This window comes from Phaeobacter sp. JH20_26, assembly GCF_048056275.1.
Taxonomy (GTDB): domain Bacteria; phylum Pseudomonadota; class Alphaproteobacteria; order Rhodobacterales; family Rhodobacteraceae; genus Phaeobacter; species Phaeobacter bryozoorum.
This window is the reverse complement of record NZ_JAYMWL010000012.1, coordinates 38364-60516: the sequence shown is the minus strand read 5'-3', so window position 1 is coordinate 60516 and position 22153 is coordinate 38364. Positions and strand designations below refer to the sequence as shown.

General features: G+C 63.5%; 23 protein-coding genes. 10 read left to right on the top strand and 13 right to left on the bottom strand.

Annotation, left to right across the window (positions count from 1 at the left end; genetic code table 11):
- The first annotated feature begins 95 nt into the window (after positions 1 to 95).
- Positions 96 to 1421, top strand: a complete 1326-nt coding sequence (gene gltX, locus VWY60_RS05145; RefSeq protein ID WP_340547305.1) for a glutamate--tRNA ligase — start codon at positions 96 to 98, stop codon at positions 1419 to 1421.
- A 264-nt stretch (positions 1422 to 1685) separates the two neighbouring features.
- Here the strand turns inward: gltX and VWY60_RS05140 are convergent, their stop codons facing one another.
- Both VWY60_RS05140 and VWY60_RS05135 read right to left on the bottom strand, forming a co-directional pair.
- A complete protein-coding gene (locus VWY60_RS05140) occupies positions 1686 to 2897 on the bottom strand; it encodes a DUF2254 domain-containing protein (RefSeq protein ID WP_416539947.1) in 1212 nt (403 codons plus the stop codon).
- A complete protein-coding gene (locus VWY60_RS05135; RefSeq protein WP_416539946.1) occupies positions 2894 to 3481 on the bottom strand; it encodes a gamma-glutamylcyclotransferase family protein in 588 nt (195 codons plus the stop codon). Before VWY60_RS05135 ends, VWY60_RS05140 begins: the two co-directional genes overlap by 4 nt.
- Positions 3482 to 3706: 225 nt before the next feature.
- Here VWY60_RS05135 and VWY60_RS05130 point away from each other — a divergent pair, with 225 nt between their 5' ends.
- Positions 3707 to 4171: an RrF2 family transcriptional regulator gene (locus VWY60_RS05130; protein ID WP_416539945.1), complete on the top strand. Its 465-nt coding sequence runs from the start codon at positions 3707 to 3709 to the stop codon at positions 4169 to 4171.
- 91 nt (positions 4172 to 4262) lie between these two features.
- On the opposite strand, the gene VWY60_RS05125 is transcribed toward VWY60_RS05130, so the two are convergent.
- Together VWY60_RS05125 and VWY60_RS05120 are read right to left on the bottom strand one after the other, a co-directional pair.
- Positions 4263 to 6782 carry an ABC transporter permease gene (locus tag VWY60_RS05125; RefSeq protein WP_416539944.1) on the bottom strand — a complete coding sequence of 840 codons (2520 nt, stop codon included), beginning with the start codon at positions 6780 to 6782 and terminating at the stop codon, positions 4263 to 4265.
- Positions 6779 to 7495 carry an ABC transporter ATP-binding protein gene (locus VWY60_RS05120; protein WP_340547300.1) on the bottom strand — a complete coding sequence of 239 codons (717 nt, stop codon included), beginning with the start codon at positions 7493 to 7495 and terminating at the stop codon, positions 6779 to 6781. The genes VWY60_RS05125 and VWY60_RS05120 overlap by 4 nt, the downstream gene beginning before the upstream one ends.
- 51 nt (positions 7496 to 7546) lie before the next feature.
- Here VWY60_RS05120 and VWY60_RS05115 point away from each other — a divergent pair, with 51 nt between their 5' ends.
- The gene (locus tag VWY60_RS05115; RefSeq protein ID WP_416536700.1) at positions 7547 to 8188 is read left to right on the top strand and encodes an arylesterase; all 642 of its coding nucleotides are present in this window, start codon (positions 7547 to 7549) and stop codon (positions 8186 to 8188) included.
- 111 nt (positions 8189 to 8299) lie between these two features.
- Here the strand turns inward: VWY60_RS05115 and VWY60_RS05110 are convergent, their stop codons facing one another.
- Both VWY60_RS05110 and VWY60_RS05105 read right to left on the bottom strand, forming a co-directional pair.
- Positions 8300 to 8506 carry a cold-shock protein gene (locus VWY60_RS05110; protein ID WP_014875536.1) on the bottom strand — a complete coding sequence of 69 codons (207 nt, stop codon included), beginning with the start codon at positions 8504 to 8506 and terminating at the stop codon, positions 8300 to 8302.
- Positions 8507 to 8801: 295 nt separating this feature from the next.
- Entirely contained in the window at positions 8802 to 9353 is a 552-nt protein-coding gene (locus tag VWY60_RS05105; protein WP_340547298.1) for a L,D-transpeptidase, read from the bottom strand.
- A 441-nt stretch (positions 9354 to 9794) separates the two neighbouring features.
- On the opposite strand from VWY60_RS05105, the gene VWY60_RS05100 reads away from it, so the two are divergent.
- A complete protein-coding gene (locus tag VWY60_RS05100; RefSeq protein WP_416539943.1) occupies positions 9795 to 11006 on the top strand; it encodes a hypothetical protein in 1212 nt (403 codons plus the stop codon).
- A gap of 115 nt (positions 11007 to 11121) precedes the next feature.
- A complete protein-coding gene (gene trxC / locus VWY60_RS05095; RefSeq protein ID WP_416539942.1) occupies positions 11122 to 11547 on the top strand; it encodes a thioredoxin TrxC in 426 nt (141 codons plus the stop codon).
- Between the two features lie 76 nt (positions 11548 to 11623).
- Here the strand turns inward: trxC and VWY60_RS05090 are convergent, their stop codons facing one another.
- The 4 genes from VWY60_RS05090 to ettA form a co-directional block, all read right to left on the bottom strand.
- The gene (locus VWY60_RS05090) at positions 11624 to 11842 is read right to left on the bottom strand and encodes a hypothetical protein (RefSeq protein ID WP_340547295.1); all 219 of its coding nucleotides are present in this window, start codon (positions 11840 to 11842) and stop codon (positions 11624 to 11626) included.
- Between the two features lie 214 nt (positions 11843 to 12056).
- Positions 12057 to 12257: a hypothetical protein gene (locus tag VWY60_RS05085; protein WP_416592468.1), complete on the bottom strand. Its 201-nt coding sequence runs from the start codon at positions 12255 to 12257 to the stop codon at positions 12057 to 12059.
- A 199-nt stretch (positions 12258 to 12456) separates the two neighbouring features.
- Positions 12457 to 12708, bottom strand: a complete 252-nt coding sequence (locus VWY60_RS05080; protein ID WP_416537444.1) for a hypothetical protein — start codon at positions 12706 to 12708, stop codon at positions 12457 to 12459.
- A 263-nt stretch (positions 12709 to 12971) separates the two neighbouring features.
- A complete protein-coding gene (gene ettA / locus VWY60_RS05075) occupies positions 12972 to 14627 on the bottom strand; it encodes an energy-dependent translational throttle protein EttA (protein WP_340547292.1) in 1656 nt (551 codons plus the stop codon).
- 210 nt (positions 14628 to 14837) lie between these two features.
- Here ettA and VWY60_RS05070 point away from each other — a divergent pair, with 210 nt between their 5' ends.
- Positions 14838 to 15452, top strand: a complete 615-nt coding sequence (locus VWY60_RS05070; protein WP_416536705.1) for a nicotinate-nucleotide adenylyltransferase — start codon at positions 14838 to 14840, stop codon at positions 15450 to 15452.
- Here the strand turns inward: VWY60_RS05070 and VWY60_RS05065 are convergent.
- Positions 15432 to 16238: a DMT family transporter gene (locus VWY60_RS05065; RefSeq protein ID WP_416536719.1), complete on the bottom strand. Its 807-nt coding sequence runs from the start codon at positions 16236 to 16238 to the stop codon at positions 15432 to 15434. The genes VWY60_RS05070 and VWY60_RS05065 overlap by 21 nt on opposite strands.
- A gap of 152 nt (positions 16239 to 16390) precedes the next feature.
- Here VWY60_RS05065 and dacB point away from each other — a divergent pair, with 152 nt between their 5' ends.
- On the top strand, positions 16391 to 17875 hold the full coding sequence (dacB, locus tag VWY60_RS05060) for a D-alanyl-D-alanine carboxypeptidase/D-alanyl-D-alanine-endopeptidase (protein WP_416539940.1): 1485 nt from the start codon (positions 16391 to 16393) through the stop codon (positions 17873 to 17875).
- Between the two features lie 87 nt (positions 17876 to 17962).
- Here the strand turns inward: dacB and VWY60_RS05055 are convergent, their stop codons facing one another.
- Positions 17963 to 18337: a VOC family protein gene (locus VWY60_RS05055; protein ID WP_416536707.1), complete on the bottom strand. Its 375-nt coding sequence runs from the start codon at positions 18335 to 18337 to the stop codon at positions 17963 to 17965.
- 39 nt (positions 18338 to 18376) lie between these two features.
- Between VWY60_RS05055 and VWY60_RS05050 the strand changes: the two genes are divergently transcribed.
- Complete coding sequence (locus VWY60_RS05050; protein ID WP_416537441.1) at positions 18377 to 18919, top strand: winged helix-turn-helix transcriptional regulator; 543 nt, start codon at positions 18377 to 18379, stop codon at positions 18917 to 18919.
- 148 nt (positions 18920 to 19067) lie between these two features.
- On the opposite strand, the gene VWY60_RS05045 is transcribed toward VWY60_RS05050, so the two are convergent.
- Entirely contained in the window at positions 19068 to 19490 is a 423-nt protein-coding gene (locus VWY60_RS05045; protein WP_416536709.1) for a tellurite resistance TerB family protein, read from the bottom strand.
- A gap of 433 nt (positions 19491 to 19923) precedes the next feature.
- Between VWY60_RS05045 and VWY60_RS05040 the strand changes: the two genes are divergently transcribed.
- Positions 19924 to 21567 (top strand): lysine--tRNA ligase, encoded by a 1644-nt coding sequence (locus tag VWY60_RS05040; RefSeq protein WP_416536710.1) that lies wholly within the window; start codon positions 19924 to 19926, stop codon positions 21565 to 21567.
- Positions 21568 to 21714: 147 nt separating this feature from the next.
- Complete coding sequence (locus VWY60_RS05035) at positions 21715 to 22128, top strand: DUF4864 domain-containing protein (protein ID WP_416536711.1); 414 nt, start codon at positions 21715 to 21717, stop codon at positions 22126 to 22128.
- Positions 22129 to 22153: the final 25 nt, after the last annotated feature.

Here is a 22153-nt window from a genome sequence, read left to right as displayed (position 1 = left end):
GTTTGAGACGACTTGGGATCAACCGTCGGCGACTGCGCCGCAACTGGACAAAACGTCGCCTATGTGACATGGGGCAGGGCAACAGGAGACTTGTGATGACAACCACCCGATTTGCCCCGTCGCCGACCGGCTATATCCACGTTGGCAATCTGCGCACCGCGCTGATGAACTATCTGATCGCCCGCAAGGCCGGCGGCAGCTTCATCCTGCGCATCGACGACACCGACCCGGAACGGTCGAAGGAAGAGTACGTCGATGCCATCAAGCAGGATCTGGAATGGCTGGGCCTGACCTGGGACCGTGTCGAACGCCAGTCCGAACGTCTTGACCGCTATGTCGCCGCTGCCGACAAGCTGCGCGAGATCGGCCGGTTCTATGAGGCGTTTGAAACGCCGGTTGAACTGGACCTGAAGCGCAAGAAGCAGCTGAATATGGGCAAGCCGCCGGTCTATGATCGCGCTGCGCTGAACCTGTCGGAGGACGACAAGGCCAAGCTGCGCGCCGAGCGCGGCGATGGTGTCTGGCGCTTCAAGCTGGATCAGGAGCGGATCGAGTGGACCGATGGTATCCTGGGCGATATCTCCATCGATGCCGCTTCGGTCTCCGACCCGGTCTTGATCCGTGGCGACGGCCAGTTCCTCTATACGCTGGCCTCGGTAGTGGACGACACGGAAATGGGCGTGACCCATGTTGTGCGCGGCTCTGACCATGTCACCAACACCGCCACCCAGATCCAGATCATCGAGGCGCTTGGCGGCACTGTCCCCTCCTTTGCGCATCACTCGCTCTTGACCGGCCCGCAGGGTGAGGCGCTGTCCAAACGCCTCGGCACGCTGGCCCTGCGCGATCTGCGTGAAGCGGGCGTGCAGCCGATGGCGCTGCTGAGCCTGATGGCGCGCCTTGGCTCCTCCGACCCGGTTGAGCTGCGCGCGGAGCTGGCAGAGCTGATCGAGGGTTTCGACATCAACCGTTTTGGCGCTGCGCCGACCAAGTTCGATGTGCAGGATCTCTACCCGCTGACCGCCCGGTATTTGCAGTCCCTGCCGCTGGAGGCCGTGCAGTCCCATGTGGACGCGCTCGGGGTTCCGGCAGAGAAACAGGCCGCATTCTGGGATATGGCCAAGGAGAACATCACCACGCTGAAGGATCTGGCGGGCTGGTGGGACCTCTGCCGCGACGGCGCCGAGCCGCTGGTGGCTGATGAGGACAAGGACTTCATCGCCGAGGCGATGGCGCTGCTGCCCGAAGGCCCCTACGACAGCGAGAGCTGGGGCACATGGACCGCTGCTGTGAAAGAGGCGACGGGCCGCAAGGGCAAGGGCCTGTTCATGCCGCTGCGCAAAGCCGTGACCGGCATGGAGCGCGGCCCCGACATGTCCGCCCTGCTGGCGCTGATGGAAACGGTCCGCGCCCGCGGCTGAGCTTTGACGACTGTCTGATGCAAAGGCGGCACCATAGGGGGCCGCCTTTGTGCTGTCCTGTGCTCTCCGGGGTGCTCCCGCCCACATCGGTGGCATCACAGAAGCTACCTCTGCGGTTGAGCCGGGCGCCGCGCGCCGGCGCGGCGCCGCAGACCGCCTGTAGGCGGTCTGCCATGCCCAACTGCGCTCAGGGCAGGGCAGATCTGCCCTGTTGCGCGGGCGGGAGCCGCCTTGGCCGCCGCCCTTCGGGCCCGCCTCCGGGTGTCACTTCGGCTCTCCCTCTTGGTCATCTCCCTTCCGCTTGCCATCGCGCAGGTCGGCGGCGGCCTCGGCCATGGCCGGGTTGGGATGATGCGCAAGCGCCGAGAGCGCCTTGTCCATCCAGTCGATCACCGCAGGGTCGTCGCCGCCGGCGCGGGCGATAGGCGGAAAGGCGCAGGACAGCAGGTGCCGGGCCGAAACCGCAGGCATCATCACCCGGTCAAAGGACACGTCGCGCGCGTCAGGCTCGGCCTCATCCGGGGTATTCTCCCACAGCAACCGTTCCAGCCGCCCCATGACCTCCAGCGCGGTGCCGGGATCATTGACGCCGGGCGACAGGGCGCGCTGTGCGGTTTCCGCCAGCAGCGTCAGGCCAAAGGAGGGATCCTGATCGAAACTGCGCACATCACCGATTTCGATGCAGCGGCTGGCCGCCTCGCAGAGCGTCTCCTCGCCGGTCTCGGCATAGGCCACCGGCCGCCCGCGCAGCACGAATTCGCCGGGGGTGCGGTGGATGGCGATCCTGGTCTCGGCCTCTTCGGCCAGCGTCTGCAACCCTGCGACATCGACAAACCGCACAAAGCCCGAGGCCTGCGCTGGGATGGCCCGGCCCTGCTGCTGAAATCTGGTGTCATCCTCGGCGCAGGCGGCGCCCAGGCAGGGCGCTTCGGCCCGCTGGCGCAGGCTGGTGCGGCTGCGCTCTTCGATCAGTCGCAGCGTGTGATCCATGCTGCCAAGTCCCGACAGATGGTCAATCCAGCGCAAAATCGCCACGACGATCAGCGCCACCACTCCGACGGTGATGGCAAAGATCACGATGGCGGCATCCTCGCTGTAGAACCCGGCGCGGAACAGGATCACCGCACTCAGGCTGAAGACAAACCCGCCGACAAAGGTGGCCAATACGCTCTGGGTGATCGTATCCTCCAGCAGCAGGCGATAGACCCGTGGCGTCGCCGTGGCAGCGGCCGTACGATAGGCCGAGACCATGACATTGAGCGAGAATGTGGTGACCGCCAGCATCCCGGAGGCAAGGATGGTCAGCACCGGCAGCGCCGCCTCGCGGCCAAAGCGTTCGCCCAGATCTTCGGGGATGAAGGGCGTGAGCCAGGGTGCGATGGCCAGCGCCAGCAGCGAACAGGCCGAGAGCAGCACAACCCGGAACCACAGTTGCCGGGTGATCCGCCGGACATAGAGCAGGGTGCGGGAAATCACTGATCTGCCCCGATAACGGTCGCGCCAAGCGCCAGCAGATGCTGATCGACCAGATCCAGCTCTTCAACAGTCAGCCTCTGCGCTCTGGGATATCGCGGGGCGCTGCGGTCGTTCAGGATCGGCGCGTCCCAGCCATCGGTTGTGCGCACGAAGGCGGCGACACCATCGGCGCCGAAGACGTCCAGATAGCCCTGAATAACCACGTCGAGATAGCTGAGCAGGATCGGATGGCGCAGGCTGGCCGCGCGCTGGCTGTGGCCGGGCACCGCATAGACCGCGATATCCGTCTCCGGGTTCAGATCATGCTGGACCGCGCCGCTGGCAGGCAGCCGTTCATAGGCAAATTCGCGGTCATCAAGCGCCGCCCAGTCGGCCCCCGGCACCTCGGCGATCAGCCCGTCGATGGTGGTTCTGTCACAGGGCACGGCGCTGAGAAAGGCAACCGGGCGCAGATCGGTATGCACCCAGGCCCGGCGCCAGCCGCTGAGCCGCGCGGGGCGGGCCTGACCGTAGCCATGGGTGCGCGTGTTCACCAGGCTGCCGTAGCCAAAGAAATAGGGGGCTGGGGAAACGGGGGCGGGCATTCAGATCTCCTGACTGGCGATGTCTGTCTCAGCGGCGCTGACCGCCACAGGCAGGCGGGGTCTGTCGCCCACCGTTTGCCCTGCGTCGGCGCTGCCTGCGGGCGGCGCAGCGGGACCCGGCAGGGGCAGGGTCAGGCGAAAGCGCGTGCGGCTTTGATACATGTCAAAGTGGCCTTTGTGCGGCCATGTCATGATCTTGCGACAAGGCACCTCGGAGGGGCGATCATGCGGATCACGAAACGGACAAATATTGCAGTGCGGCTGTTGATGTATTGTGCAGCCCATGCGGACCGCCTGGTTACCAAATCCGAAATTGCCGCGCGCTGCAATATCTCGGAGAACCATTTGGCGCAGGTGATCAACCAGTTGGCGCAGCTGGGCTATCTGCATACGCAGCGCGGGCGTAACGGGGGCATGTCGCTGGGCAGGCCCGCGACGGAAATCGGCATTGGCGATGTCTTTCGCGCGGTCGAGGGCACGGTGCCGATGGTTGAGTGTTTTGCCGATGCCGACAATACCTGCCCGCTGGTTTCGGCCTGTCGGCTGCGGATTGCCCTCACCGATGCGGCGCAGGCCTTCTACCGGTCGCTGGACGGGATCACCCTGGAGGCGCTGGTCTGCGACAATGATGCGCTGTTTGCCCTGTTCCAATCGCCGGTTTCGACCGGCTGCGCGCGCTACGCCAGCTGAGATGCTCTGGCGCCCGCCCGCCGTGGCTGACGTCGTGGCTGGTGTTGTGGCTGCGGCCCCGCAAGCGCGGCCCCAGAGGCCGCGGTGTGGCCTAGTCGCGGGCCCGCAGGATCCGGGCCGGGCGCACCTGAAGGGGCCGCCAGGCAAAGGCCAGCCCGGCCAGCAGCGTGGTCAGGATGCCGCCGCTGATGATCGCCAGCGCATTGCTCCAGATCACCTGATAATCGCTTTCGAACACATAGGTGTTGATGGCCCAGGCCCCGGTCATTCCGGCCGTCAGCGCGACCAGGCCGGCCCCGGCGCCCAGAAACACCGATCTGAGCGCAAAGCTGATCAGGATCTGCCGTCGCGGCGCGCCCAGCGTCTTGAGCACAGCCGCCTCGTAGCGGCGGGCAGGTTCGCCGGCGGCGGCGGTGCCAATGAGCACCATGAAACCGGTCAGCAGCGTTGCCGCGGCACCATAGGCGGTGGCAGATGCGAGCTGCCGCAACAGGTCCGACACCCGGTCCAGCGCATCGCGGACCCGGATCGCGGTGATGTTCGGCATCGCCTTGGCGAGATCGCGCAGGATCTGGGCTTCGGCCTCCTGTTCGGCATAGACCGTGGCGATATAGCTGTGCGGGGCCCCTGCAAGCGCGCTTTCGTTCAGCACCATGACAAAGCCCATGCCCGCCGTGGAAAAATCGACCTCGCGCAGGCTGGTGATGGTGGCGGTAATGTCGCGGCCCAGCACGTTGAGCGTCAGCGTGTCGCCAAGGTTGAGACCCAGCTCCTCGGCCTCTTCGCGGGCAAAGCTGACCTGCGGCGCGCCGGTGTACTCTTCGGGCCACCACGCGCCCGCGACGATCTGGGTGGTGTCTGGCTGTTTGGCGGCATAGGTGATGCCGCGATCGCCCCGGACGACCCAGTGATCGCCTGCCACCTCGGTTGCGGGCTGGCCGTTGATGTTGGTGAGAATGCCGCGCAGCATCGGTGCGCTCTGCACGCGCTCAACCGCCGGGTCCTGCTCCACGCGGGCGAGGAAATCCGGCATCTGATCGCGCTGGATATCAACGAAGAAATAGGAGGGCGCCACATCGGGCAGGTTGCCTTCGATGGCGCGGCGCATATTGCCGTCGACCTGACCAATCGCGGCCAGAACGGTCAGCCCCAGCCCCAGGGCCAGCACGGTCGGCACGGCGCCATCGCGGGAGGTGCCAATCGCCGAAAGCGCCCATCGAAGCGCCGGATATCCACGGGTCAGCGGCGCGGCGCGGCGGGCGATCCAGCCCAGCACCAGCGCGGCCAGCAGCAGCACCGCCAGCGCGCCGATCAGCCCCGCAGCGGTCCAGAGCGTCAGCTCAATCGCGCCGCTGAACAGCGCGGCAGAACCAATCAGCACCGCCACCGAGACAGCCGTGGCGACGATATAGCGGGGGGCAGGCCAGCGGCTGCGGCTGTCCAGCGCGTCACGAAACAGCGCCGCAGCGCGGATCCGCTCGGCGCGGGCCAGCGGCCAGAGCGCAAAGACAAAGGCCGTCAGCAGCCCGTAAAGCGCCGCTTCGCTTAACGCCGGGACCGAGATGCCAAAGACCGCAGGAAACGGCAGCTGCGCCGCAATCAGCGGCCCCAGCAGCACCGGGGCCAGCCCGCCGATCACGAGGCCAATCGCAACACCAAGCAGCGCCAGCGCCCCGATTTGCAGAAAATAGGTCAGAAAGATCGTCCGGCGGTCGGCGCCCAGCGTGCGCAGGGTGGCGATGGTCGCGGTCTTGCCCGCCAGATAGGCGCGCACGGCGGCTGAGACGCCGATGCCGCCCACAGCCAGCCCGGAGAGGCCAACCAGCACCAGAAACCCGGCCAGCCGCTCGACAAAGGTGGCGATGCCCGGTGCGCCGTTACGGGCGTCGGTCCAGCGCATACCGCTGTTGTCCAGCTCGGCTTCGGCGCGGGATTTCAGCTGCTCCAGATCGGTGCCTTCGGGCAGGGTCAGCCGGTATTTGCTGGAAAACAGCGTGCCGGGTTGCAACAGGCCGGATCGGGCCAGGTCAGCGCTGCGAACGATGGTGCGTGGCCCCAGCGTGAAGCCCGCGCTGGCGGCATCCGGTTCATTCTCCAGCAGTGCGGTCAGAACAAAGCTTTGGGTGCCAAGGGCAAAGCGGTCACCAACAGAGAGGCCCAGCCGATCCGCAAGCACACGCTGCATCACGCCGCCGGGCAGGTCCCCGGCGCCCTCCAGCGCCTGTGGCAGCGGCAGATCCGGCGAGAGCCGCACCGTGCCAACCAGTGGATAGGCGCTGTCTACCGCCTTCACCTGCGTCAGGGCGCGTTCCTCACCGACAGCTGCCATCGACCGGAAGTCGATCACCTCGGAGCGGCGCAGGGCATTGGCCTGCATCCAGGCCTGTTCCTCTGGGCTGGCGCGCCGATAGGTAAAGCCCAGTTCGGCATCCCCGCCCAGCAAGACCGCGCCTTCCTCGCTCAGCCCGGTTTCAATCGCCGAGCGCAGCGAGCCGATCCCGGCAATCACCGCCACCCCCAGCGCCAGACAGATCAGGAAAACGCGAAACCCATGCAGCCCGCCGCGCAGCTCCCGCATGGCAAAGCGTGTCGCCAGCGACAAGTTGTTCATTCAGCGGCCTCGCGCGCGGCGGCAAGGTCGAGACGGCCATCGCGCAGCCGGATCACCCGGTCACAGCGCGCCGCCAGTTCCGGCGCATGGGTGACCATGATCAGCGTCGCGCCATAGCGGTCGCGCAGGTCAAACAGCAGGTCCATGATCGCATCGCCGTTGGTGGCGTCCAGATTGCCCGTCGGCTCATCCGCCAGCAGGATCCGCGGGCGGGTCACCAGGGCGCGTGCCAGTGCCACACGCTGTTGTTCACCACCTGACATCTGCGCCGGGAAGTGACCGGCACGATGGCCGAGCCCCACGGCCTCCAGTTCGGCCTGCGCGCGGTCAAAGGCATCCCTGTGCCCGGCCAGCTCCAGCGGGGTGGCGACATTTTCGAGCGCCGTCATGGTGGGGATCAGGTGAAAGCTCTGGAACACGACACCCATATTGTCGCGGCGAAACCGCGCCAGCGCATCCTCATCCATAGCGGTCAGGTCCTGCCCCAGCGCCGAGACGGTGCCGCCGGTTGCCTGTTCCAGACCGCCCATCACCATCAGCAGCGAGGATTTGCCCGACCCGGAGGGACCAATCAGGCCCAGCGTCTCGCCGCTTTCGACCGCGAGCGAGATGTCATGCAGGATTTCGACAGGTCCGGTATTGCCAACCAGCGACAAAGACGCATGCTGGAGGTTCAGGATAGGGTCGGACTGGGGGATCGTGCTGGACTGCATGTGACGTCGCGCCTGTTTTGGGATCACTCTCGATATGGAGCCTTTCTACCAATGCGCAAGATAATGGCCGGATTGATTTTTATATTAACTGCCGCAGTTGCGCAGGCCGATCCGGTTCGGGTGGCGGCTTTGGGGGACAGCCTGGTGCAGGGCTACGGGCTGCCGCAGGGGCAGGGCTGGGTGCCGCAGCTACAGCGCTGGCTGGGGGAACAGGGGGCTGAGGTGCGCCTGATCAATGCCGGTGTCTCCGGCGATACCACGGCGGGTGGCGCGGCGCGGATCGACTGGACGCTGGCCGACGGGCCGGATGCGCTGATCGTCGCATTGGGCGGCAATGACCTGCTGCGCGGGATCGCCCCGGCTGAGAGCCGCGCCAATCTCGTCCGTATTCTGGAGGTCGCCAAGGCCAATGCGGTGCCGGTGCTGTTGGTTGGTATCGCGGCGCCGGGCAACTATGGCGCCGACTTCAAGGCAGAATTCGACGCAATCTTCCCCGAGCTGGCGCGCGACTATGGCGCGCTGCTGCATGACGACAGCCTTGCCGGGATCCGCGCGGCAACCGGCAATGATCCGCAGGCGGCGGGGCCGTATCTGCAGGAGGACGGCATTCACCCCAACGCAAAAGGCGTGGCGCTGAATGTGGCGGCCATCGGCCCGAAGGTGCTGGATCTGGTGGCCAGGGTGGACCGCTGACGCGGGGGCGCCACGGGATGACCGCAGAGGTGCTGCGGCAGATGACTGGGCGCCACAACAAAAGACGGCCCCGAAAGGGGGCCGACAGCTGATCTTCTTCGGGTAGGCGGGTTAGGCCAGCTCGATATTCACCGCAGACTCGCGGCCGTCACGGCCCGGTTGCAGCTCATAGGTCACTTTCTGGTTGTCCGCGAGGCCGGTCAGCCCCGACCGCTCAACGGCGGAAATATGTACGAACACATCGCTGCCACCCGCATCGGGTGCAATGAAACCGTAACCTTTGGTGGTGTTGAACCATTTGACGGTGCCTGTGGCCATCGTCTTCTTCTCCCAGTCTTACTCTAAATCCCTGTCCGCGACATGCGACAGCCCGGCAATGTCATTGCGTATTCATGACCGAGCCTCCTAGGACAGCGATGAGTTCTGCGTAACCTTGCGGGAACGATCTTGTCGCCAATGTCCTCTCGGTGCAAGTGTTATAGCGGGGGGTGCCTGTCAGTTTGGCGCTGCCAGAGGCGCTGTGGATGGCCATCGGCGGGGCTTGGCACCCGGACAGGCAAGCTGGCGCCGATGCGCCAACAAATCACGCGCTGCCACCTTGGTCTGGTCCTGATCAGAGCACCGTCACCACGGTTCCCAAGGGCACCCGTTCGTAGAGGTCGACGATATGCTCGTTCGTCATGCGGATGCAGCCGTTGGAGACGGAATGGCCAATCGTTTGCGGTTGATTGGTGCCGTGAATGCGGAAATAGGTGTCGATGCCGTTCTGAAACAGGTAGAGCGCGCGCGCGCCCAGCGGGTTATCAGTGCCACCGGGCTGGATGTATTTATTATCGACAAAGCGGGCATAGCTGCGCGGATCGCGTTCGATCATCTCGTCCGTCGGGCGCCAGGTTGGCCATTCTTTCTTGGCCTGTATGACGGCGGTGCCGGTGAATTCAAGACCGGCTCGCCCGACGCCAACGCCATAGCGGCGCGCCCGGCGCGGTTCTGTCACGTAATAAAGGTAATAGGATCGCGGCAGCACCAGAATTTGCCCGGGGGCGAATTGCTTCTTGATGCGGACCTCCTGCGGAGTGGGGTCAAAGGCCGTTTCGGCTGACCCGATCTGAGGCCAGAGAGAGGCGGCGGCGGAGCTGGCCAGAAAGGCGCGGCGTGACAACATGCGTGGCTCTTTCGGTTTTGGAACAGATGCCATCAGTCTGCGGTGCGCAAACAATCCGGTCAATAGCGGCGCCCACACGGCCACAGATGCGGGCAGACGGCGCGACGTTGGTGCAACAGCGTGATGCCCTGATGGGCCATAGGACATTGGCAAATCAGGCTTCGTGATATCACGAAGCTGTGATATCCTGTGATCGGATCGCGTTTCTGATCCACCGTCATTTCCGGCGGGTTTCTCGTTTGAGGGCGTCATGTCGGCACGGCTGCGGGGGCAGCTCTGCCGGAGGTCTCAGGCCCGGACAGGGGCTATTCTCGGCTTCTGCGTTTCAGGTCTGCGATCCCGTCCGAAACCGGCCGGTGGCTGTTTACAGCCCGTCTGGCGGTTTGTCGGGGGTATACTGGAGTAACCATTGTGACTGTTTCATTTGGGGGGCGCGCGGCAGTGACCGCGCTGATTATGGCTGTCGGCCTCGCGGCTGCGGACCGGGTTGAGGCTCAGGAAGATGCGGGGTTTCTCGCCACCTCACTGCGTTATTCAGAACGGATGCTGGACCGTCAGGAAGATGTGACCAACAAGGTCGCCATTGCCCTGCGCGCGCGGCAATCGGGGCAGCTCGGGGTCAATCGGATCACCTTTGGCGGGCGCTTCTTAGGCACGGTGATCTATGAGAACACCAATACGCCCGGCAAATTTCCGATCCTGTCGCGGCTGCCGCCGACCCACACCAGCGGCACCACCGATACCTATGGTGTGATCAATGATATCTCGCTGATCGCGACCGCCACCACCCCGCTGCTGACAGCGGTTGTGCAGGGCGAATATACCGAGGTCGAATATCCCGGCCAGAACGACATCCAGCTGCGCAAGGCCTGGCTGGCGGTTGGTGATTTGGACCGCTCGCCCTTTTATTTGGCGGTTGGGCGCAAGACGGTGAATTTTGGCAATTTTGCCAGCTATGCGCCCTTCACCCATACCCATAACAGCCATTACTTCTGGGCCCAGACCAAGGATCCGCTGATCGAGATCGGTTATATCACCGAGCGTACCGAACTGGCGCTGTCGATCATTCGCAACCACCGGGGCAACCGGGTGATCAGCAGCCCGAAGAACGATGATCACTACACCAATTACGCGCTGAACGCCTCCCATCGCATTCCGCTGGCCAATGGTATGGGGCTGAAACTGGGGGCCGGTTTTCTGCGCGGCACGATCTACGACAGCACCATTGCCCATCATCCCCCCGGAAGCGGCATCGACCGGGGCTGGAACGGCGCTTGGGATATTCACGCCACCCTCAGCGCAGAGCGCTTCGACGTCATGGCCGAGTTCACCCAGACCACCGACCGCTGGCCTGCCACCGATCACAAGGTCAGCGCGCTGACGCTGCAGGGGCGCTACCGGGGGGAGGTGCTGGGACGTCCGGCGGTCTATTCACTCTCCGCCAGCCACGGGCGGCAAGGCGCCTCCGGCACCGAATGGGAGTCGATGTCGCAGATCATCCTCGGGATGGAGGTTGCGCTGGCCCCGAATGTCACGCTGGGGGCGGAATACCTGTTCAACGATGGCTTTGTGCCGCTGATCCTGCCCCGGCGCACAGGCGATGCCAGCGTGCGCTCGCATAGCGTCATTCTGGGCGCCAAGCTCACCTTCTAGCGGGTGGGCACCAGCGCGGGCAGGGCTTGTCCTGCCGCCTCTGGCCAGTATATCTGGCCTGAATACAGGCTCCACGCCGCCTCGGCGGTCAGTGATGCGAAGGAGAGATTGCCCCATGGGTGCCAAGACCCTGACCTGCCTCAGCTGTGCCCAGCTGAACCGCGTGCCCGAGGACCGTCTTGCCGCCGGCCCCAAATGCGGCACCTGCGGGGCTGCGCTGATCCCCTCGACGCCGGTCGATGTCGACCCGGCGACCCTGCAAAAGGCCGCCGCGCAGGATGACCTGCCGCTGGTGGTGGATTTCTGGGCGCCCTGGTGTGGTCCTTGCAAGATGATGGCCCCGGATTATGCCAAGGCGGCAAAAACGCTGCATGGACAGGTGCGGCTGGTCAAGCTGAACACCCAGACCCATCAGTCCACCGGCGCACGCTACCGGATCAAGGGGATCCCGACACTTGTCCGCTTTGTGCGCGGCAAGGAACAGAAACGGCAGGCAGGCGCCCTGCGCGCAGGCCAGATCGTGAGCTGGGCGAAGGGATGAGCCGGAGGCTCGGCTGATATCGAAACGCGGATAAGGGGGCTTTGGCCCTGCGGTTGGCTCAGGTCCTGCGGTCGGCTCAGGCCATGCGGTGGGTTTCATCCCCGTCCGGCGGCATCATCGGGCGCAGACCCGGCGGCAGATGCAGCATTGCAAGCATGGTCACAATGGCGGCGGTTGTGCCAACGGTGGGGTAGAGCAGCAAACTATACCAAAGTGGCAGCGCATAGAGGGTATAGGCGGCGACCGCAGAGAAAATCCCTGCAAAAGTACCGACAATGATCCCGATCCATGCCATGTTTATACCTCTTAGGTTGAGTCGCATTTAATCTACAATTTTTCAGGCAGAGTGCAACTCTCTGTGTTCGAGCAAGATAGCTCAAATTGTCTTTAAATTTGGTTAACATCGGGGGTGGCGCAGGTGATGGGATCTGCTGTATTATGTGTAATACTCTGATTTCTATTGAAAATATCAGATGGATGCGCGATCTTCGCTGCGCGTGTGGAAGGTGTCAAATTGATGTATCCTGCGAATTTTGCTCTGGGCGTTTGCGCGGGAAGCCGCCGTTTTTCAGAACCAGCGCCACGGTGAGGCCGACGCCAAGCAGGCTGCTGATGCCACTATAGAGCAGAAGAAGCCCCCAGATGGGCAGGTTGTACGCCACATAGTATATCACCGTGACCATCATCGTCACACCGGTACTCGTCAACATCGCCAACCAAGCCATATCACCCTCACTCAACTGAGGGGAAATTGCCCTGAAACAGGCGATGCAATCAATATGTCTTACGGTCAGATGGCGAGTATATTGGTATGTGTTGCAGCTTATTCTGGCATTATGGCCGCGACGGGCTGTTCTGGTGCGCATATCGCACGGATTTGACCCGTGGAGTGGTCGGCTGCGGCGGAAATCAGGCCCGCGCGGGTTTCGCCGACAGCCCCTGATGTGCTCCGTGCGCCCGCTTGTCCCCGGCCTTGTCCGCCAGCGTATTGCGGGCGGCCTTCTGCGTCCACAGCAGCAGGATCGCCAGCATCGCCGAGGGCACTCCGAACAGCGGATAGAGCAGCAGGCTCATGCCGAAGGACAGGCCGATCAGCGTATAGCCCAATACGGCCGCATTCAGCCCGCCAATGACGCCTACCAAGATCCCGATTCCTGCCATGCTCTCACCCTTCTGTGGTTCGCCGACGGGCACAGGCCCCGGCAAATCTCAGAATAGGGTTAATTTTGTTCAAATTATGCCGGGGTCATGGCGGCTGTGGGAACGGGTTGGTTCCGACAAAGGGAACACGACGACCTGGGAAGCCGGATAAGAGGCGACGCCGGCCTCTATTAAGAGGACGACGCCGAATAAGCCTTTTTGGGAAGGAGTGATTTGAAGACTTCAGGGGGTGAGCTGGTATCGCATCACCCCCTGAAGCACACTTATCGCACGAACTTCTTGTGCTTCAGACGCTTGGGCTCCAGCGCGTCGGGGCCCAGGCGGCGTTTCTTGTCTTCTTCGTAGTCCTCGAAGTTGCCCTCGAACCACTCCACATGGGCGTCGCCCTCAAAGGCCAGAATATGCGTACAGATCCGGTCGAGGAAGAAACGGTCGTGCGAGATGACCACGGCGCAGCCGGCGAAATCGACCAGTGCGTCTTCCAGCGCGCGCAGGGTTTCGACGTCCAGATCGTTGGTCGGTTCGTCAAGCAGCAGCACGTTGCCGCCCTCTTTCAGCAGCCGCGCCATATGGACCCGGTTGCGCTCACCGCCCGACAGCAGCGACAGTTTCTTCTGCTGGTCGCCGCCCTTGAAGTTGAACGACGAGCAATAGGCGCGGGAGTTGACCTGCGCGTCACCCAGCTCGATGATCTCGGCGCCGCCGGAGATGGCTTCCCAGACGGTGTCATTGTCGTTCAGATCGTCGCGCGACTGGTCGACATAGGACAGTTTCACGGTATCGCCATAGCTGACGCTGCCCTCATCGGGCTGTTCCTGGCCGGTCAGCATCCGGAACAGGGTCGATTTACCCGCACCGTTGGGGCCGATCACGCCGACGATGCCGCCGGGGGGCAGGTCAAAGGACAGGTTCTCCACCAGCTGCTTGTCGCCGTAATGTTTGGAGATGCCCGAGACCTCGATCACCTTGGACCCCAGACGCGGGCCGTTGGGGATGACGATCTGGGCGCGGGTCAGTTTCTCGCGCTCGGACTGGCTGGCCAGATCGTTATAGGCGTTGATCCGGGCCTTGGATTTGGCCTGACGCGCCTTGGCGCCCTGACGCATCCATTCCAATTCGCGCTCCAGCGTCTTCTGCTTGGATTTGTCTTCGCGCGCTTCCTGCTCCAGACGTTTGGCCTTCTGTTCCAGCCAGCTGGAATAATTGCCCTCGTAGGGGATGCCGCGGCCCCGGTCCAGCTCGAGGATCCAGCCGGTGATGTCATCCAGGAAATAACGGTCGTGGGTGACGCAGAGGATAGTGCCCTTGTAGTCGATGAGATGCTGTTGCAGCCAGGCGATGGTTTCCGCATCAAGGTGGTTGGTCGGTTCGTCAAGGAGCAGCATGTCGGGGGCTTCAAGCAGCAGCTTGCAGAGGGCCACGCGACGGCGCTCACCACCAGACAGGTTGGCGATTTCGGCATCATCCGGCGGGCAGCGCAGCGCCTCCATCGAGACGTCGATCTGGCTGTCCAGATCCCAGAGGTTCTCGGCGTCGATCTTGTCCTGCAGCTCGGCCATTTCCTCGGCGGTCTCGTCCGAGTAGTTCATCGCCAGCTCATTGTAGCGATCAAGAATGGCCTTTTTCCCGGCGACGCCCAGCATGACGTTTTCACGCACGGTCAGGCTTTCGTCCAGCTTCGGCTCCTGCGGTAGATAGCCAACCTTGGCGCCCTCGGCGGCCCAGGCCTCACCGGTGAAATCGGTATCGAGCCCGGCCATGATCTTCATCAGCGTTGATTTACCGGCGCCGTTGACGCCGACAACACCGATTTTCACACCGGGGAGAAAGGACAGGTGGATGTTTTCAAAGCATTTCTTGCCACCGGGGTAGGTCTTGGAGACCCCCTGCATGTGGTAGACGTATTGATAGGCAGCCATGAGACAGCTCCGTGTAAGGGGGGAATTTGCTGGCTGGTGTGATAGCGGATGGGAAAGGCGGGGGCAATGCGGGATGCAGGGGCGGGGGCGCGGGGCGTGCACGCCTGCCGCCATGATCGCAAAGACTGGCGGGGCGGCTTTCACAGTTTCGCAACCAGAGCCTGCAACAGCTGATTGATCTCTCTTTCAACTATGTGCATCAAGGCAGGCATGATGCACCGCTTGCCCCATATTCCGCCCGGTACCACTGTTGGCCTTCTGGGCGGGTCCTTTGATCCACCGCATCAGGGGCATCGTGCCATCTCGCTGGCAGCGCTCAAACGCTTTGGGCTGGATCAGCTGGTCTGGCTGGTGTCGCCCGGCAATCCGCTTAAGGCGCATCCGCCAGCGCCGCTTGACCGCCGGATTGCCGCCGCGCGGGCGCTGATGGACCATCCGCGTGTGCAGATCAGCGGGATCGAGGCCGATGTCGGCACCTGCTACACGGCCGAGACGCTGCGCCTGCTGCGGCAGCGCCATCCCGGCGTGCGCTTTGTCTGGTTGATGGGGGCGGATAATCTGGCCGATTTCCACCGCTGGAAAGACTGGCGGCAGATTCTGGACACCGTACCCGTCGGAGTGCTGGCGCGACCGGGTGAGCGGATCTCGGCGCGGCTGTCGCCTGCCGCGCGGCTTTATGCACCGTATCGGCTGAAAGGTGGGCAGAGCCGTCTGCTGGCCCATGCCGAGGCCCCGGCCTGGTGTTTTGTGAATGTGCCGATGGTCAATATCAGCTCAAGCGCGATCCGGGCGCGTGGCGATTGGTCAGCGACGCAGCCGCGCTGAGACCAGACCGGCGCTGATGACCACACACAGACCGGCCCAGGTCAGCACATCAGGCCATTGATCAAAGACCAGCCAGCCGAGCGAGACGGCGGCGATCAGCTGGAAATAGACCAGCGGTGCCAGCCGTGACGCGGGTGCCTGCGCATAGGCAAAGAGCAGCAGCAGATTGCCCAGCATCGAAAACCCCGCACTGCCAAAGGTCAGCGCCGCAGTCGCCAGTCCAGGCGCGGGCAGGGCGGTCAGCCCCAGCGGCAGCGTCAGCAGCGCGCTGATCGACAGCTGGGTCAGGCTCAGCTGCAGCGGCGTGCCAAGATGCGACAGCCAGCGCGAGGTGGTGAGAAATCCGCCGTAGAATACCCCCGCCAGAACCGCCCAGATCAGATTGACCGAGCCCCCCAGCCCGGGCCGCACCACCAGCAGCACGCCGCAGAATCCCAGCGCCATCAGCAGGCTGCGCGCCAGCGTCGCAGGTTCGCGCAGCAGCAGGACGGAGAGCACATAGCTAACCATCGGCCCGACAAAAAAGGCGGCAAACACATTTGCCAGCGGTTCGGTCTTCAATGCGATCTGGATCGACAGGATACCGCCGCTCAGCAGCGCCGCGCGCAGCCACAGCCGCCAGTCGGCCAGCAGCGGATAGGCACTGCGCAAGGCAAACGGCGCCACCATCGCTGTGCCGATTGCAAATCGAGACCAGGCCACGAATCCCGGTGTCGCCAGACCGCCCGATGTGAGCAGTTTCCCGCAAAGGTCCCCGGCAGGGATCATTGACATGGCGACAAACATGATCATCACTGCCCGTACCATCGCGTCAGCGGTAGCAGGCGGCTCGGTCAAAGAAAAGCCGCCAGTTTGCGGTCGGGGGCTGTCGGGCTGCGGCATAATAACCTGCCGCATGTTTGCAGAATTGTAGGGGTTTTGAGTAGACTATTGCTGATATGATTTCGCGACGATTTTTTCTGACCTCCGGCCTTGCCTCGGTGGCGGCGCAGACAGCCCTGGCCAATGCGCCGGCTGTTTCTCTGCGCCCGGTGGCACGGGATCCTGCCAGCCTGATCAGCGCCGGCGGCGGGCTGAAGGGGCTCCTGGCGCGCGCGGGCCTCTCTGGGCAGATTGCCTGCGCCGTGGCGGACGTCAAAAGCGGACTGCGGCTTGAAGCCGAGGGCGCCGCGTCGGCCCTGCCGCCGGCCAGCGTCGCCAAGGCGCTGACCGCTCTTTATGCGCTCGATGCGCTGGGGCCGGACCATCGCTTTACCACGCAGATTGTGGCCACCGGCGGGATCAGCGGCGGCGTGGTCGGCGGCGATCTGGTGCTGGTGGGCGGCGGCGACCCGATGCTCAACACCGACAATCTCGCGCGGCTGGCGCAGGCGCTGAAGGCGGCCGGCGTCCGCGAGGTGCGTGGTGCCTTCCGGATCTGGGAGGGGGCGCTGCCGCAGATCGCCTCGATCGACCCGGGTCAGCCCGATCACGTCGGCTACAGCCCGGCCATTTCTGGCCTCGCGCTCAATTACAACCGGGTGCATTTCGAATGGAAACGCGCAGGGCAGGGCTGGGCGGTGACCATGGATGCCCGCACCGGGAAATATCGCCCAGAAGTCTCCGTTGCCACGATGAAGATCGCGCAGCGCAGCCTGCCGGTATACAGCTATTCCGAACGCAACGACACCGATCACTGGACCGTCGCCAGCCAGGCTCTGGGCAAAGGCGGCGCGCGCTGGCTGCCGGTGCGTCATCCGGGCGCCTATGCCGCCGATGTGTTCCGCACCATGGCGCGCGCCAACGGGATCAAGCTGGGCGCGCCGAAACCGGCCAACGCGCCGCCCTCGGGGCAGGTGGTGGCCCATCACAACAGCCCACCGCTTGATCTGATGCTGAAGGCGACGCTGAAATATTCCAACAATCTGATGGCCGAGATGATCGGCCTGGCGGCAACGCAGGCGCGTGGTGGCCGGCCGCGCGCGCTGAAGGATTCGGCGGCGGCGATGAACAGCTGGGCTGCGGCAACCTATGGCATGACCAATACCCGGCTGGTGGATCATTCCGGTCTGGGCGAGGCATCGCGGATCACACCGGATGACATGGTCAGCGCGCTGGTGGCCTCCTATCGGGACGGGCGGCTGAAACCGCTGCTCAAATCCTTCCCGATGCGCGACAGCAAGGGGCGCGTGCTGAAAGCGCATCCGATCAAGGTCACCGCCAAGACCGGTACGCTCAATTTCGTATCGGGTCTGGGCGGCTTCATGACCGCGACCGACGGCACCGTGCTGGCCTTTGCCATATTCAGCGCCGACCAGCAGGCCCGCGCACGCATACCCCGCGCCGAACGCGAGCGCCCCAAAGGCGCGCAAAGCTGGAACCGCCGCGCCAAAAAGCTGCAACAGAGCCTGATCGAACGCTGGGGCCGCGTCTACGGCAGCTGAGCCGTGGAGATGCAAATGGGGCGTGGGCGTATCAGGCGTGGCCCGTTACCTGGTTTGCGGCTCTGCCACGGCTCCGGCCGATCAGCTTTAACCGCCGGTCAAGTCCTGTGCGAGCATCAGCGCGTTGCCGTCGGGGTCGTAGAAGGTCGCGGTTTTGACCATGCCTTCGACCACATCCGTTTCACCATCAAATTTGACGTTGGCCTGTTCCAGTTTCTGCCGGGCCGACTCCAGATCAGCGCAGCCAAAGACAGGGACGCAGTTTCCCGGCGCGGGCTTCGTGTGCTCGCCAAGGCCGATTGCGACTCCGGGCGTGTTGGTTTGAACCTCGGACCAGCCTGCCTCGTCAGCATGATAGAGCAACTCAAAGCCCAACATGGTTTCGTACCATTTGGCGCTGGCGTGGCGATCCTTGACCGACATTGCGATGGTGATGGTTTGATCTACTGAAACGAGTGACATGGGCTTTCCTTATGAGCTAAAATATACTAACTATACTTTATGGACATAATGACGCTTGTCAACATCACATCCAGGGCCTGGGCGATGCCCATTCTGTCGAGCCTCAGTTCCGGTATCGCCGGGCGGCAGGCGCCGTTGCTGGCTGCGACCGGTGCCAGCCGGACCGCCTTTGCGCAAAGTATGGATCATTTGATTGACCTTGGCCTGATTGAGCGCAATCCGGGCTACGGTCATCCGCTACGCCCCGAATTTCGGCTCACTCAATCAGGCGCGGCAGCCGCAGCCATCGCCTGCAAGATCCACGATGTCGCGTGCGAGGACGACCGGCCCCTGCTGCGCCGGTCATGGACATTGCCGGTTCTGACAACGCTTCACAGACCAAGTCATTTCAGCGACATCAAGCGAAACCTGCCGACAATAACGGATCGGGCCCTGTCGCAGTCATTGAAATCAATGGAAGCAAAAAGCTGGGTGTGCCGCAGCGTGGATGGTGCGGCCCGCCCGCCCCGGTCCATCTATCACGCGGTGAACACCGGTGGTCTGATAAGCCAGGTCATGGCCCCAGAATTCACCGGCATCTAGACAACAGGCAATTTAGCGACATGTGGCTGAGGTCGGGGAAGCCCCCCGCCTCGCGGCCCCTTGAGCGCGTGAGTGTTCGCGGCCGTTCTCTGGCCCCGGCAGCGGATATTTTGTGGCGTTCGCGCCCGGTGCTGCCGTGGTGCCTGCCTCAGACCATATGGCGGGCGCGGGCGCCGCGCTCGATGGCGGCGGCGTGCAGCCGGTCGATGTTCAGCTCATAGCGGATTTCTTCCAGCAGCCGCAGCTCCGACTCGGCAAGGCTGCCATCAGCCGCGGCCACATCGCAGGCCAGTGCATAGGCGGTCTCAAACAGCCGCTCGGGCAGATCCTCGCGGATCAGGCCGAACAGCGCATCCAGCCCGTCCTCCTGCTCAAAAAGGTCAAACACCGTCTGCGAGGTGCGGTTCATCCGGTCGATGTCGTAATCGGCAAAGACCGGCAGCATGTTGACGGCGGATTGGATTTTCACCAGCTCGGCGGTGCGGATATTCTCATCCGAGGCCGAGACCGCCACCATCAGCGCAACGAGGCAATCCTGCGGGGTAAAGGGGTGGGCGGTCTGGGTGTTCATTGTGGGATTCCAGTAAATTGGCACGGGTTCGTGAACAAGAATAGGCATCCCCCCCGGCCCAATCAACGGGTCAATGCGTCACCGGGTGAAATCCGCTGCCGCCTCCCGCTCTTCACCGGTGCGGCTAGGGGCGCGCAGCAGGCGGGGGCGGGGTGAGGGGCCAGCAGAATGCAGGCCGCTGCGGGATCGCCCGCCGGGACCGCGCAAATCGCGCGACATTGGGGCCGTTTGGGCGCTGTTGGGGCGCTATTCTGGTGCTGAAACACTGCGGTTTCTTGACACGTATCGCCGCTCACCATAGGTGAGGCCGACCGGGTGCATGGGGCGCCCGGCAGTGGTGAGCCGCCCGCAGTCACCGGCGCCCGAGACAGCGCCGCAGACGGGGGGCTAGCAGTCCGACCGGAGCCACCTCCGGTTGCCGATGGAGAACATGATGTCTGATCTGCGCGAAGAAGCTCTGAAGAGCAAAGCCTGGCCGTTTGAAGAAGCCCGCCGGGTTCTCAAACGTTATGCCAAGGGCGCGCCGGAAAAGGGCTATGTCCTGTTCGAAACCGGCTATGGCCCCTCCGGCCTGCCGCATATCGGCACCTTTGGCGAGGTGGCCCGCACCACGATGATCAAGAAAGCCTTCGAGGTGATCTCGGATATTCCGACGAAGCTGATCTGCTTTTCGGATGATCTCGACGGGATGCGCAAGATCCCCGGCAACGTGCCAAATGCCGACAGCCTGCAGGACCACCTGCAAAAGCCGCTGACCTCGGTGCCGGATCCCTTTGGCGAATACGAGAGCTTTGGCCATCATAACAACGCCATGCTGCGCCGGTTCCTTGATACCTTCGGCTTTGAGTACGAGTTCTATTCGGCCACCGAATTCTACGGCTCCGGTCAGTTCGACGAGATCCTGAAGCGCGCCGTCGACAAATACGACGACATCATGGCGATCATGCTGAAGTCCCTGCGCGAAGAGCGCCGTCAGACCTATTCGATCTTCCTGCCGATCCACCCGGACACCGGCCGCGTGCTCTATGTGCCGATGAAGAAGGTCTGCGCCGAGACCTATACCATCACCTTTGATGACGAGGACGGCAAGGAATGGACCCTGCCGGTGACCGGCGGCAACGTGAAACTTCAGTGGAAGCCCGACTTCGGCGCCCGCTGGGCGGCACTTGGCGTTGATTTTGAGATGTACGGCAAGGATCACTCCACCAATACGCCGATCTATGATGGCATCTGCCGGGTGCTGGGCGTCCCGGCGCCGGAGCATTTCACCTATGAGCTGTTCCTCGATGCCAACGGTCAGAAGATCTCCAAGACCTCGGGCAACGGGATTTCCATTGATGAATGGCTGACCTATGCCTCGACCGAGAGCCTGGCCTATTTCATGTATCTGAAGCCCAAGACGGCGAAGCGGATGCACTTCGATGTGATCCCCAAGGCGGTGGACGAATACCACCAGCAGCTGCGCGCCTATCACACCCAGGATTTGAAGGGACAGCTGAACAACCCGGTCTGGCACATCCACGCAGGCGATGTGCCGCAGTCGGATATGGTGGTGCCATTCTCGATGCTGTTGAACCTCGCTTCGGCCTCCAGCGCCGAGGACAAGGCAACCATGTGGGGCTTCATCAACAAATACGCCCCCGACGCGACGCCAGAGAGCAATCCGACCATGGATCAGGCGGCGGGCTTTGCGGTGGCCTATTTCAACGATTTCGTGAAACCGGCAAAGACCTATCGCCTGCCCACCGATCAGGAGCGTGCGGCGCTTCAGGATCTGGCGGATGCGCTGAAATCGCCCGAAGCCGCGCTGGCCGCGATTGCCAAGAAGAACGAGATCGCAGGCAGCACCGACCCGCTGCCCGAGGCCGATTTCGCGGATGAGGAATTCCTGCAATCCGTTGTCTTTGCCATCGGCAAGATCCACGGGTTCGAGCCGCTGCGCGCCTGGTTCTCGGCCATCTACGAGGTGCTGCTGGGCGCCACGCAGGGGCCGCGTTTCGGCGGGTTCATCGCCCTTTACGGGGTCGAGGACACCATCACGCTGATTGATCAGGCGCTGGCGGGTGAGCTGGTCTGACCCCGCAGCCATATGTCAACGGAAGGGCGCCTGTAACGGGCGCCCTTTTTGTTTCGCGCAGGGCGCAGCGGCGCGGCAAAACAGGCAGCGGTGATTGACCGCGCCCGCGCCGGGGCTAGCTGACAGGGGCATCAGAGGAGATCTGCCATGCGCAAGTTTTTGTTGATGAGTGTTTCTGTCGCCCTGTTGTCGCTGCCGGTTCCGGGTGCCGCCGAGGGGCGCGATAGCGCGATAACCGGGGTGATCGCAGATCAGATCGCCGCCTTTCTCAGGCGTGATTCCGAGGCCGCCTTTGCCCATGCGTCGCCGATGATTCAGGGGCTGTTCGGCAATTCTGAGCGATTTGCACAGATGGTGCAGTCGGGCTACCCGATGGTCTGGCAACCGGATGAGGTGCGCTATCTGGGGCTGCGCACCGTGGCCGGTGGCCTGTGGCAGCGGGTGATGATCACCGATCCCGAGGGGCGGGTACATCTTCTGGATTATCAGATGGTTGAGACCCCGGCCGGCTGGAAGATCAACGCCGTTCAGCTGCTGACGGAGGATGCGCCCGCGACCTGATCCATCGCCTGACTTTCCCCCCGGT

Coding starts and splice junctions, on each gene's coding strand:
- VWY60_RS05040 (WP_416536710.1), top strand. CDS start 19,924: ATGTCTGATCTGCGCGAAGAAGCTCTGAAGAGCAAAGCCTGGCCGTTT.
- VWY60_RS05090 (WP_340547295.1), bottom strand. CDS start 11,842: ATGGCATGGATCGGGATCATTGTCGGTACTTTTGCAGGGATTTTCTCT.
- VWY60_RS05035 (WP_416536711.1), top strand. CDS start 21,715: ATGCGCAAGTTTTTGTTGATGAGTGTTTCTGTCGCCCTGTTGTCGCTG.
- VWY60_RS05065 (WP_416536719.1), bottom strand. CDS start 16,238: ATGTTTGTCGCCATGTCAATGATCCCTGCCGGGGACCTTTGCGGGAAA.
- ettA (WP_340547292.1), bottom strand. CDS start 14,627: ATGGCTGCCTATCAATACGTCTACCACATGCAGGGGGTCTCCAAGACC.
- VWY60_RS05050 (WP_416537441.1), top strand. CDS start 18,377: ATGGACATAATGACGCTTGTCAACATCACATCCAGGGCCTGGGCGATG.
- VWY60_RS05115 (WP_416536700.1), top strand. CDS start 7,547: ATGCGCAAGATAATGGCCGGATTGATTTTTATATTAACTGCCGCAGTT.
- trxC (WP_416539942.1), top strand. CDS start 11,122: ATGGGTGCCAAGACCCTGACCTGCCTCAGCTGTGCCCAGCTGAACCGC.
- VWY60_RS05135 (WP_416539946.1), bottom strand. CDS start 3,481: ATGCCCGCCCCCGTTTCCCCAGCCCCCTATTTCTTTGGCTACGGCAGC.
- VWY60_RS05055 (WP_416536707.1), bottom strand. CDS start 18,337: ATGTCACTCGTTTCAGTAGATCAAACCATCACCATCGCAATGTCGGTC.
- VWY60_RS05070 (WP_416536705.1), top strand. CDS start 14,838: ATGATGCACCGCTTGCCCCATATTCCGCCCGGTACCACTGTTGGCCTT.
- VWY60_RS05130 (WP_416539945.1), top strand. CDS start 3,707: ATGCGGATCACGAAACGGACAAATATTGCAGTGCGGCTGTTGATGTAT.
- VWY60_RS05120 (WP_340547300.1), bottom strand. CDS start 7,495: ATGCAGTCCAGCACGATCCCCCAGTCCGACCCTATCCTGAACCTCCAG.
- VWY60_RS05105 (WP_340547298.1), bottom strand. CDS start 9,353: ATGTTGTCACGCCGCGCCTTTCTGGCCAGCTCCGCCGCCGCCTCTCTC.
- VWY60_RS05125 (WP_416539944.1), bottom strand. CDS start 6,782: ATGAACAACTTGTCGCTGGCGACACGCTTTGCCATGCGGGAGCTGCGC.
- VWY60_RS05080 (WP_416537444.1), bottom strand. CDS start 12,708: ATGGCAGGAATCGGGATCTTGGTAGGCGTCATTGGCGGGCTGAATGCG.
- VWY60_RS05045 (WP_416536709.1), bottom strand. CDS start 19,490: ATGAACACCCAGACCGCCCACCCCTTTACCCCGCAGGATTGCCTCGTT.
- VWY60_RS05085 (WP_416592468.1), bottom strand. CDS start 12,257: ATGTTGACGAGTACCGGTGTGACGATGATGGTCACGGTGATATACTAT.
- VWY60_RS05110 (WP_014875536.1), bottom strand. CDS start 8,506: ATGGCCACAGGCACCGTCAAATGGTTCAACACCACCAAAGGTTACGGT.
- gltX (WP_340547305.1), top strand. CDS start 96: ATGACAACCACCCGATTTGCCCCGTCGCCGACCGGCTATATCCACGTT.
- dacB (WP_416539940.1), top strand. CDS start 16,391: ATGATTTCGCGACGATTTTTTCTGACCTCCGGCCTTGCCTCGGTGGCG.